A 10,475-nucleotide genomic window follows, 5' to 3' on the forward strand; every position below is an offset into this window, starting at 1 on the left:
CCGGCCGGGCCGGTCAGTTCAGGCGGGCCAGGAGGTGGTCGCCGACCCGCAGGGCGTTGGCGATGGCGGTCAGGGACGGGTTCACCGCGCCGATGCTCGGGAAGAAGCTGGTGTCGACCACGTACAGGTTGTCCAGGTCGTGGGCCCGGCAGTCGACGTCGAGTGCGGAGGAGGCGGGGTCGGTGCCGAAGCGCACGGTGCCGGCCTGGTGGGCGGTGGCGCCGATCGGCATGCCCTTGTGCAGGTAGATGCTGTGGTCGAAGAGCCGGCGGGGGTGCATGCCGAGACTGTCGAGCATGCCGCGCAGCCGGTGCTGGAGGCGTTCCAGTCCGGCGGTGTTGTTGTGCTCGTCGATGGACAGGTGGATGCGGCCCTCGCCGTCCAGGGTGACCCGGCTGTCGGGCAGCGGCAGGTCCTCCCCACACAGCCAGAAGTCGACGGCGTGGTGCGCCAGCACCTCGAACGGCATCCGCGGCGAGGCCTTGCCCGCCCAGCGCGGCGCTTCCCCGCGGATCTGTTCGGCGTCGGACTTGCCGAGCATCTGGATGCCGCCGAGCGGGTACTCGAAGTCGTCCGCGCCGAGGTACCAGTCGTTGAGGGCGAGGGTCTTCTGGAACACGGTGGGGTTGGGTTCCCGGGAGACGGCCATCAGGGCCAGGTTGTTGTGCCGCATGTAGTGCCGGCCGACCACGTCCGAGCTGTTGGCCAGCCCGCGCGGATGCCGGTCGTTGGCCGAACGCAGCAGCAGCGCGGCCGAGTTGACCGCACCGCAGGCGACCACCACCAGGTCGGCGGAGAACCGCTCGGTGCTCCCGTCGGCGAGTTCGGTGACCACCGCGGTGACGGTCCGCCCGTCCGGGCCGGTCTCCAGCCGGCGGACGTCGGCCCCGGTCAGCAGCGTGAGGCCCGGGTGCTGCAGGGCGGGGTCGACGCAGATCACCTGGCTGTCCGACTTGGCGTTGAGCAGGCACGGGAAGCCGTCCACCCGGCTGCAGCGGATGCAGGCGCTGGTGTGGGCCGCCCGGCCGTCCGCGTCCTGGGTGAGGTCTACCCCGATCGGCAGGTGGAACGGGTGCAGGCCCTGCTTCTCCAGGTCGTCGCTGAGCTGCTGGATCCGCGGCTCGTGGGCGACCGGCGGGTACGCGTAGTCAGCGCCGGCCGGGCCCTCGGTGGGGTCCTCGCCGTGCCGGCCGTGCACCAGGTAGAGGTGCTCGGCCTCGGTGTAGTACGGCTCCAGGTCCTCGTAGCGGATCGGCCAGGCCGGGGAGATGCCGTCGTGGTGGTGGAGTTCGCCGAAGTCCTCGGGGCGCAGCCGGAACAGTGCGGCGCCGTAGAACTTGGTGTTGCCGCCGACGTAGTAGTTGACCTCCGGGGTGAACTCCTTGCCGTGCCGGTCGTACCAGGTCTCCGGGGCGAGGTACCTGCCCTGGACGAAGACCGCGGTGGAGTCCCAGTTGTCCAGCTCGCGGGGTAGGTAGCCGCCGCGTTCCAGCAGCAGGATCCGCTTGCCGGAGGGGGCGAGGCGGTGGGCGAGCGTGCCGCCGCCCGCACCGGTGCCGATGATGATCACGTCGTAGTGCTGGTTCTCGGTCACGGTCCTGCCTTTCGTGCCGTGCTCACATGATCGCGATGGGGTTGACCGGCGAGCCGGTGGCGCCGGGCAGTCGCAGGGGGGCCACCACACACAGGAACGACCACCGGCCGGCGGCCGCGCAGGCCGCTGCCAGGTCCTCGAACTGCAGGTAGTCCAGGAGGTGCAGGCCCATCGCGTGGACGGCGAGCACGTGCACCGGGTACGCGACGCCCTCGGTGGTGCTGGGCGCCGCGTCGTTGTTGCCGTCGCCGCCGAGCGCGGTGACACCGCGCTCGGCGAGGAACTCCATGGCGCTCGGGTGCAGCCCGGCGCGGGTGACGGCGGCGTCCCACGGGCCGAGTTCGGTGCGCCGCCGCCGGTGCCCGACCCGGACCAGCAGAATGTCCCCGGCGCCCACCCGGACGCCCTGGGCCCGTTCGGCGGCGGCCAGTTCGGCGGCGCCGACGTGTTCGCCGGGCTCCAGCCACGGCACGCCGCGCAGCCGGGGGAGGTCGAGCAGCACCCCCCGGCCGACGATGCCGTCCCGGGCCGCCTCGACGCTCAGCGCCCGCGCACCGTCCGGGGCGAGGGTGTCGGCGGGGACGCCGTCGTGCAGCGTGCCGTGGTAGACGACGTGGCAGAGCGCGTCGAGGTGGCTGTCGGCGTCGCCGTGCACGTTCATGGCGAACCGGTCCCGGGCGAAGTCCAGGCCGTGCGGGTCGACCGCGCCGCGGACGGCGCCGGTCATCTCGTGCCGGGCGGGCTCCGGGTCGTCCGGGCCGGCCCGGGTCTCCACCGGCGCGGCCAGGCCCACCGTCCGCCCGGAGCGGACCTCGGCCGCGGCGGCCACCACCTGCTCGGGGGTGGCCGCGGCCGGGCCGCCCGGTCGCCGGACCCGTGCGTAGAGCGCGGCGAACTCCCGGGCGTCGAGCGCCCCGGGGGCCGGCGGCGGGCCGGTGCTCAGCGCCCCTCCAGCTCGTCGAGCGCCTCGTCCAGTGTGGTGGCCGCCATGATCAGCGACAGGTGGGTGAACGCCTGGGGGAAGTTGCCCAGTTGCTCGCCGCTCGGGCCGACCTCCTCGGCGAACAGGCCGACGTGGTTGGCGTAGGTCAGCATCTTCTCGAAGGTGTACCGGGCCAGCGGCACCCGCCCGGCGCGGGCCAGCGCGTCCACGTACAGGAAGGTGCAGAGGCTGAAGGTGCCCTCCGAGCCGCGCAGGCCGTCGGGGGAGGCGGCCGGGTCGTAGCGGTAGACCAGGCTGTCGGAGACCAGCTTGCGGTCCATCGCGTCCAGGGTGGACAGCCAGACCGGGTCGCGCGGGGCGATGAACTTGACCCGCGGCATCAGCAGCAGCGAGGCGTCCAGCACGTCCGCGCCGTACTGCTGGACGAAGGCCTGCTCGGTCTCGCTCCAGCCGCGTTCCATGATCTGCTCGAGTACGGCGTCCCGGGCCGCGGCCCACTTGGCGGTGTGGGCGGGCCGCCGGAACGCGTCGGCGAGCTGCAGGCCGTGGTCGAGCGCGACCCAGCACATCAGCCGGCTGTAGGTGAAGTCCTTACGTCCGCCGCGGGTCTCCCAGATGCCCTCATCGGGCCGGTCCCAGGACTCGGCCAGCCAGTCCAGCGTCGAGGACAGCGCCTGCCAGCCCGTGTAGGTGGCCTGCTGCACGATGGCCTTGCTCTGTGAGAGCGCGTACATCGCCTCGCCGTAGATGTCGAGCTGAAGTTGGTCGGCGGCGCCGTTGCCGGCCCGGACCGGGAAGGAGCCCCGGTAGCCCTCGAAGTGGTCCAGGTTGATCTCCGGCAGGTCCGGGTCGCCGTCCACCCGGTACATGGTCTTCAGCCGCTCGCCCTCGGTGCCCGAACGCTCGTGCAGCCGGGCGACCAGCCAGTGCACGAAGGCCGTGGCCTCGTCGACGAAGCCCAGGTCGAGCAGCGCCCGGACGGACAGCGAGCCGTCGCGCACCCAGGTGTAGCGGTAGTCCCAGTTGCGCTCCCCGCCGACCTGCTCGGGCAGGCCCATGGTCGCGGCGGCGATCAGCGCGCCGGTGGGGTGGTAGGTGAGCAGCTTGAGGGTGATCGCGGAGCGGTGCACCAGCTCGGGCCAGCGGCCGCGGTACCGGGAGGTGTGCAGCCAGCGCTGCCAGAACTGGGCCACCCCCCAGGTCTGTTCCTCGACCTGCTTGCGGTCCAGCGGCGCGGGCGGCTCGCCGTCCGGGTCGCAGACGGTCAGCACGGCGCCGCCGACCTCGCCGGCGGACAGGGTGAGGGTGCCGCGGATGTCCCGGCCGTCGCGCTCCAGCGGGAAGGTGCTCTGCAGGTGCGCGGCGATCCCGGGGGCGCGGAACACCGCTCCGGCCTCGCCGAGCGAGCTCTCGTGCTCGGCGCGGCCGTAGTCGAACCGGGGCCGGCACTCCAGTTTGAACGTCACCGTGCCGCGCACCGTGCGCACCAGCCGGACCAGGGTGTGCCGGTCGCTCGCGGGGCCGGTCAGCGGCGGCATGTAGTCGACCACCTCGCCCACGCCGTCCGGTGACATGAAGCGGGTCACCAGTACGGCGGTGTCCGGGTAGTAGAGCTGTTTGCAGATGGCGTCCGGCTGGTCGGGGGCGAGCAGGAAGTAACCGCCGCGGTCGTGGTCGAGCAGCGCGGCGAAGATGCTCGGCGAGTCGAACCGCGGGGCGGCGAACCAGTCGATCACGCCCTGGGAGGAGACCAGGGCGGTGGTCTGCAGGTCGCCGACCAGGCCGTGTTCGGCGATGGGAGGGTAGCGGTCCATGGCTGGCTCCGACTTCTCTCCGGCGGTCCTCGGCACAGCCCCGCCCCGGGGCCGGGCGCCCGCAGGCCCGGCCGACGCTCCTTCAGGACCGCCGCGGAGGGGGCCGGGGACCGCCTCAGGAGTTGAGCAGGCGGCCCTTCTGGGCCTCGAACTCCGCCTCGGTCAGAACCCCTTGGGACTTGAGCTCGGCGAGTTCCTTGAGCTGGGAGATCTTGTCGCCCATGCTGTCGGCGGGCGCGGCCGGCGGCGGCGCGGCGGGTGCGGGGGCCGGTGCGGGGGCCTGCTGCTGTTCCTGCTGGGCCCAGCGGCCGGCCTGGCGCCGGGACACCCGGTTGGAGACGGCCGTCGCCGTACCGGCGACCACCGCGGTGCGGGCGACGCCGCGAAGTAGACCAGGCATGTTCGTGCTCCTTGGGGGGACGTCAAAGGTGGCGACGCCGGGTGCGGCGCCGCCGCGCGGCGGCTCACATGCCGGCGCCGGTCTCGGCGGCCTCCAGCGCCTCCAGGGTCTCGACCAGCTGCTGGACCGGGATCCGGCCGCTGTCGACCACCTGGGCACCGCCGCGGCGCAGGGCGGCGGCGAGCGGGGCGGCCCAGAGGTTCTCGTAGATGACGATGCCGGCCGAGTTCCCCGGCTCGACGGCGTGCGCCGCCTCCTCGATGTCGTCCTCGTCGAGGACCCCGGAGGACGCCCCCTCGAAGATCGCGAGGTCGAGGTCGCCGTCGCCGTCCAGGTCGGTCAGTTCCATGACGGTCACCGAGCCGTCGGTGTCCTTGCGGACGAAGACCAGGTCGATGAGGCGGATGATGCCCCGGTCCACCAGGTCGACCAGGAGCGGGAACCCCTCCCCGGTCATGTGATTCCCGGGGAATTCGACGATCAGATAGTCGACCGGACCCATTTCGGCAATTTCGTCGCTCACGTCGGCTCCCTCGGATGGTTCGGTTCGGGGCGATTCGACGAGGTGGGGGAGAATGCCCACACGTGTGCGCGTCCGTCACGACACCCCCGTTCATAGAACCACCGTCCCCGGTCGGGTGCACCCCGGGAAAGCTTCCGCCCGGGGCCTGCGGACGGGCCGATCCCCGCCCCGGAAGGCGCCGGGAATGGCCCCGCCGGGCGAAATCCGGCGGGGCATTCGACGGCTCGCCGGGCGGCCCCTTGACTCGGCGGCGGGCGGCCCGCACGCTCCCGGAGTACGATCCGCCGCCCGGCCCGCCGGACCCCGGCCGCCCGGCGCGCCGCAGACCACAGGAGGCCCCCGCGTGCCCGAGACCCCGACCGGAGCCCAGCTGCGCCTGCGGCACGGCGAGCTGAGCGCCGTCGTGGTCGAACTCGGCGCCGCGCTGCGGTCGCTGGAACTGGCCGGCACCCCGGTCCTGGACGGGTTCGGCGCCGACGACCTGATCACCGGCGGCCGCGGCCAGCTGCTGGTGCCCTGGCCCAACCGGGTCGGCGACGGCCGCTACCGGTGGCAGCACCGCGAACTCCAGCTCCCGCTCTCCGAGGCACCGGCCGGCAACGCCATCCACGGGCTGCTGCGCTGGACCGCCTGGCACACCGTCGGGTCCGACCCCGCCCGGGCCGTCCTGGAGACCACCCTGTGGCCGCAGCCCGGCTACCCCTTCCACCTGCGGGTCCGCGCCGCGTACACGCTCGGCCCGGCCGGGCTGGAGACCGCCGTCACCGCCCGCAACCTGGGCGGGGACCCGGCCCCGTACGGCGTCGGCCAGCACCCGTACCTGACGGCCGGCACCGCGCCGGTCGACCTGAGCGTGCTGACCCTGCCCGCCCGGACCCGGATCACCACCGACGGGCGCGGCCTGCCCACCGGACAGGAGCCGGTGGCCGGCACCCCGTACGACTTCCGCACCGCGCGCGCCATCGGCGACCTGCCGCTGGACACCGCCTTCGGCGACCTCGACCGGGGCGCGGACGGGCGCGCCATCGTCCGGCTCGCCCACCCGGACGGCAGCCGCGGCGTGGACCTGTGGCTCGGCGAGGGCGTCGACTGGGTCCAGCTCTACACCGGCGACACCCTCCCGCCGGGCGAGCGCCGCCGGGCGGTCGCCGTCGAGCCGATGACCTGCCCGCCGGACGCCTTCCGCAGCGGCACCGGACTGGTCACCCTCGGCCCGGGTGAGCAGCACACCGTGCGCTGGGGGATCACCCCTTGGCGGCACGGAGCGTGACGACCGATCAGATCCTCACCGGGGTCGGTCTGACCGTGGTCCTGGCCGTCGGCTCGCAGATCCTGGCGGGACGGCTGCGGATCCCCGCGCTGATCGTCCTGCTGCCGGTCGGCTTCACCGCCGGGGCCTTCGTCGACGACCTCGACCCGCAGCAACTGCTAGGAGCGGCCTTCTCCCCGCTGGTGTCGCTGGCGGTCGCGGTCATCCTCTACGACGCCGGACTCGGCCTGGAACTGTCCAAACTCACCGGCCACGTCCGGCGGGTGGTGGTCCGGCTGATCTGGATCGGCGTGCTGGTCACCGCGCTGTCCGCCGCGGCCCTCGCCATCCCGCTGCTCGGCCTGGCCAAGGGGGCAGGCCTGATGCTCGGCACCATCCTGGTGGTCTCGGGCCCCACCGTGGTCGGCCCGCTGCTCGCGTTCGTGCGGCCCAACGACCGGCTGCAGCACATCCTGGTCTGGGAGGGCTCGCTGATCGACCCGGTCGGCGGCATCCTCGGCGCGCTCGTCTTCCACCTGGTGGTCTCGGGGCACAGCCGCCACCTCGGCGCCGGGGTCTTCGCGTTCTTCGGCAGCGTCGGCGTCGGCGTGGCGGGCGGGCTGCTGGGCGCGGCCGTCCTGTGGGTGCTGTTCCGTCGGCTGCGCCTCGGCGAGGTGCTCGGCACCGCGGCGCAGCTGGCCGCGGTGATCGGGACCGCCGCCCTGTGCGACGTGCTGCGCGACGACACCGGGCTGATCTCCGCGGTGGTGATGGGCCTGGCGGTGGCCAACCTGCGGGGTTTCGACGTGCCGGCCCGGCGGCCGTTCTTCGAGACCCTGGTGACCCTGATCATCGGCGTGCTGTTCGTGTCGATCTCGGCGACGGTCACCCCCGCCTCGCTGAACCACGTGCTGCTCCCCGCACTGGCGCTGGCCGGGGTGCTGGTGTTCGCGGTACGGCCGCTGGTGTCGGTGCTGTCCTGCCGCGGCACCGACCTGTCCCGGGGCGAGCGGGCCTTCGTCGGCTGGATGGCGCCGCGCGGCATCGTCGCGGCGGCCACCGCGTCGACCTTCTCGGCGGGCCTGGTGAAGCAGGGCATCGGCGGCGCGGCCAAGATCCTCCCGGCCACCTTCGTGGTGATCGTCGCCACCGTGACGCTCTACGGCCTGACCGCGCTGCCGGTCGCCCGGCGCCTGCGGGTGATCCGGCCGGCCCGTTCGCGTCCGCTGCTGGTCGGCGGCGAGCCGTGGGTGATCGGGCTGGGCACGGCCCTGAAGGCGGCCGGTCTCGACGTGCTGATGTGGGCCGGCCAGGAACGCCAGCGGGAACACATCGGGCGGGCAGGGATCGAACTGGCCCCCGGCGAGCTGCTGGCCGCCGCGACCGGCGAGGGCGCGCAGCTGGAGGGCATCACGGCGGTCTACTTCCTCACCGAGGAGGACGACTTCAACGCGCTCGCCGCCACCGTGCTGCGCGGCACCGTGGAGGGCACGGTGCACCGGCTGGCCGCGCCGCGCGACAGCCTCGGGGTGGTGGCGCCGTTTCTCGGCGGCGAGGTGCTCTTCGGCCCGGAGCTGACCGGGCCCGAGCTGGCCGGCCGGTACGCGGACGGCGCGGGCATCGTCGCCCGGAGCGCGGACGCGGCGCTCCCGCCCGGGGGAGACCTGCTGTTCCTGGTGCGCGGCGACGGGCGGCTGGACCCGGTGACCGACGCCAGTCGGCCGCTGCCCGGGCCGGGTGACTCGGTGGTGGTGCTGGTACCGGCCCGCTCGACCTGACCGGCCGTCAGCCGGCCTGCGGTGTCCGGCATACGGACAGGTCGGGGGCCGGTCTCGGTGTCCGGTGGGCGGACGCCGGGCACCGGCCGGCGGGACCCGGTCCGGGTGGGCCGCCGCGACCGTCGGGGGGTGTCGTGCAGCAGCGGGGCAGGTCGTACGCACCGGATCGACTGGCTGTTTTCCGGTGGCGACGGGATCCGTCGTGTCCGATCGGACCGGGATGAGCGGCGGCTGTCCCGACACAATTAACCGATTATCAACCTGGTTGCCTTGACAGCGATTTGGCCAGTGGAAATACTCCTGGCCATTCCCGGTCGGTGTCCCCGCCGGGAGCAGTGAGGCCCGCAGGCGGCAGAGTCGCCGGCCGACGGCGGGCGGGACTGCGTTGCTCCCCCCGCTTCCCCGCTTCCCCTCCCGGGCCGCCGCAGCCGTCCCACCGCGGTACAGACCACTCCCGCAGCACCGCGGACCGCCCCGCGCCCCATCGGCGGCGGACCCGCGTACGCCCGGCGACCCGGGCGACCGACACCCCCCCTTCGCGGGCGCGCCGAGGCCGGCGTGCCCTGCGGCATGGCAGGAAAGGCGCCACCGATGAGCTCTGGGCACACCTCCCAAGGAAGGTCAGGCCTGCGGTCGAACGTCCTCGGGACCTTCGACACGATCGTGATGGCGGTGGCCGGAAGCGCTCCGGCCTACTCGCTCGCCGCCACCACCGCCACCCTCGCCGGGGCCGCCGGGCTGTACTCGCCCGCCGCCCTGCTGTGGTGCGCGATACCGATGCTGGGCATCGCCTGGGCGTTCAAGTACCTCGGCCGGATCGACGTCAACGCCGGCGCCAGCTACTCCTGGGTCGGCCGGGCGCTGCACCCGTCGCTGGGCTTCATGAGCGGCTGGGCGCTGGTGGTCTCCGCCACGCTGTTCATGGTGGCGGGCTCGCTGCCGGCCGGCTCGTACACGCTGTCGCTGTTCTCGCCCGACCTGGCCGAGAACACCGCGCTGGCCACCACCGTCGGCGCCGGCTGGTTCCTGGTGATGGCGGCGCTGGTGCTGATGGGCGCCCGGATCACCGCCCACGCCCAGTGGATCATGACCGGGATCGAGGTGCTGATCCTGATCGTCTTCGGTGTCGCGGCGCTGATCCACGGCGGCACGGCGGCGGTCTTCGACTGGTCCTGGATCTGGGGCTTCGGCAACTTCGGCGGGGTGAGCGGTTTCGCCGCCTCCGCACTGATCGCCGCGTTCTACTTCTGGGGCTGGGACGTCACCGCCAACCTCAGCGAGGAGACCACCAACAGCCGCCGCAACGCCGGTCTCGGCGGCCTGCTCGGCGTGGTCACCGCGTTCGCGATCTTCGAGATCATCACCATCTCGGTCAACCTGATCATCACCCAGGACGACATCCAGGCCAACAGCGGCACCCTGCTCTCCGACCTCGGCGAGGCGGTCTGGCCCGGCTGGGGCGGCAAGGTGCTGGTGGTGGCCGTGGTGCTGTCCACCATCGCCACCCTGGAGACCACCCTGATCCAGGTCTCCCGCTCGCTGTTCGCGATGGGCCGTGACCGCACCGTGCCCGCCGTGTTCGGCAAGTCCCACCTGCGCTGGCAGACCCCGTGGGTGGCGCTGGCCGCCGTCTCGGTGGTGTCGCTGCTGCTGTTCGTCGGCTCCAACGCGCTCGGCTCGGTGAACACCATCCTCACCGCCGCGGTCAACGCGATCGGCCTGCAGATCGCGTTCTACTACGCGCTGGCCGGCCTCGCGGTGGTCGTCGCCTACCGCCGGCTGCTGCTCAAGTCGCTCTCCAACGCGGTGTTCATCGGCCTGTGGCCGCTGGCCGGCGCGCTGTTCATGGCCTTCGTCTTCGTGCAGGCGCTGTTCGACTTCACCGCGCTGCAGCTGGGCCTCGGCCTCGGCACCCTGGCGCTCGGGCTGATCCCGATGGCCTGGTACTGGATGAAGGGCAGTTCCTACTACCGCCCGGCCCGGCTCGACGCCGCCGACGCCGACGACATCGAGGCCCGGTACGGGGACAGCGAACTGGCCCTGTCCGGCGCAGGACAGGACGGCCTGGCCACCGATCTGTGACCCACCCGGTGGGCCGGCCCAGGCGGCCGGCCCACCTCGCGTTTTCCGGCTCCCCTGCCCCCGCCCCGGCCCCGTGCCGCCGACTCCACCCG

The 10,475-nt window shown here is 73.3% G+C and carries 8 protein-coding genes; 3 read left to right on the forward strand and 5 right to left on the reverse strand.

Annotation, left to right across the window (positions count from 1 at the left end; translation table 11 throughout):
- Positions 1-13 precede the first annotated feature (13 nt).
- The 5 genes from AA75_RS18345 to AA75_RS18365 form a co-directional block, all read right to left on the reverse strand.
- Entirely contained in the window at positions 14-1,594 is a 1,581-nt protein-coding gene (locus tag AA75_RS18345) for a GMC oxidoreductase (RefSeq protein WP_033821155.1), read from the reverse strand.
- A gap of 22 nt (positions 1,595-1,616) precedes the next feature.
- On the reverse strand, positions 1,617-2,537 hold the full coding sequence (locus AA75_RS18350) for a cyclase family protein (protein ID WP_033821175.1): 921 nt from the start codon (positions 2,535-2,537) through the stop codon (positions 1,617-1,619).
- Complete coding sequence (locus AA75_RS18355) at positions 2,534-4,351, reverse strand: glycoside hydrolase family 15 protein (RefSeq protein ID WP_033821156.1); 1,818 nt, start codon at positions 4,349-4,351, stop codon at positions 2,534-2,536. Before AA75_RS18355 ends, AA75_RS18350 begins: the two co-directional genes overlap by 4 nt.
- A 115-nt stretch (positions 4,352-4,466) precedes the next feature.
- Positions 4,467-4,751, reverse strand: a complete 285-nt coding sequence (locus tag AA75_RS18360; RefSeq protein WP_033821157.1) for an SHOCT domain-containing protein — start codon at positions 4,749-4,751, stop codon at positions 4,467-4,469.
- Between the two features lie 64 nt (positions 4,752-4,815).
- Entirely contained in the window at positions 4,816-5,274 is a 459-nt protein-coding gene (locus AA75_RS18365; protein ID WP_233289074.1) for a DUF6325 family protein, read from the reverse strand.
- Between the two features lie 343 nt (positions 5,275-5,617).
- Here AA75_RS18365 and AA75_RS18370 point away from each other — a divergent pair, with 343 nt between their 5' ends.
- The 3 genes from AA75_RS18370 (at position 5,618) to AA75_RS18380 (ending at position 10,383) form a co-directional block, all read left to right on the forward strand.
- Positions 5,618-6,544, forward strand: coding sequence for an aldose 1-epimerase family protein (locus AA75_RS18370; protein WP_033821159.1), 927 nt, complete (start codon positions 5,618-5,620; stop codon positions 6,542-6,544).
- Positions 6,541-8,301, forward strand: coding sequence for a sodium:proton antiporter (locus AA75_RS18375; protein WP_033821160.1), 1,761 nt, complete (start codon positions 6,541-6,543; stop codon positions 8,299-8,301). The genes AA75_RS18370 and AA75_RS18375 overlap by 4 nt, the downstream gene beginning before the upstream one ends.
- A 591-nt stretch (positions 8,302-8,892) precedes the next feature.
- Positions 8,893-10,383 carry an APC family permease gene (locus tag AA75_RS18380; RefSeq protein WP_033821161.1) on the forward strand — a complete coding sequence of 497 codons (1,491 nt, stop codon included), beginning with the start codon at positions 8,893-8,895 and terminating at the stop codon, positions 10,381-10,383.
- The last annotated feature ends 92 nt before the right edge of the window (positions 10,384-10,475 follow it).

It is taken from the genome of Kitasatospora sp. MBT63 (assembly GCF_000710465.2).
Lineage (GTDB): Bacteria > Actinomycetota > Actinomycetes > Streptomycetales > Streptomycetaceae > Kitasatospora.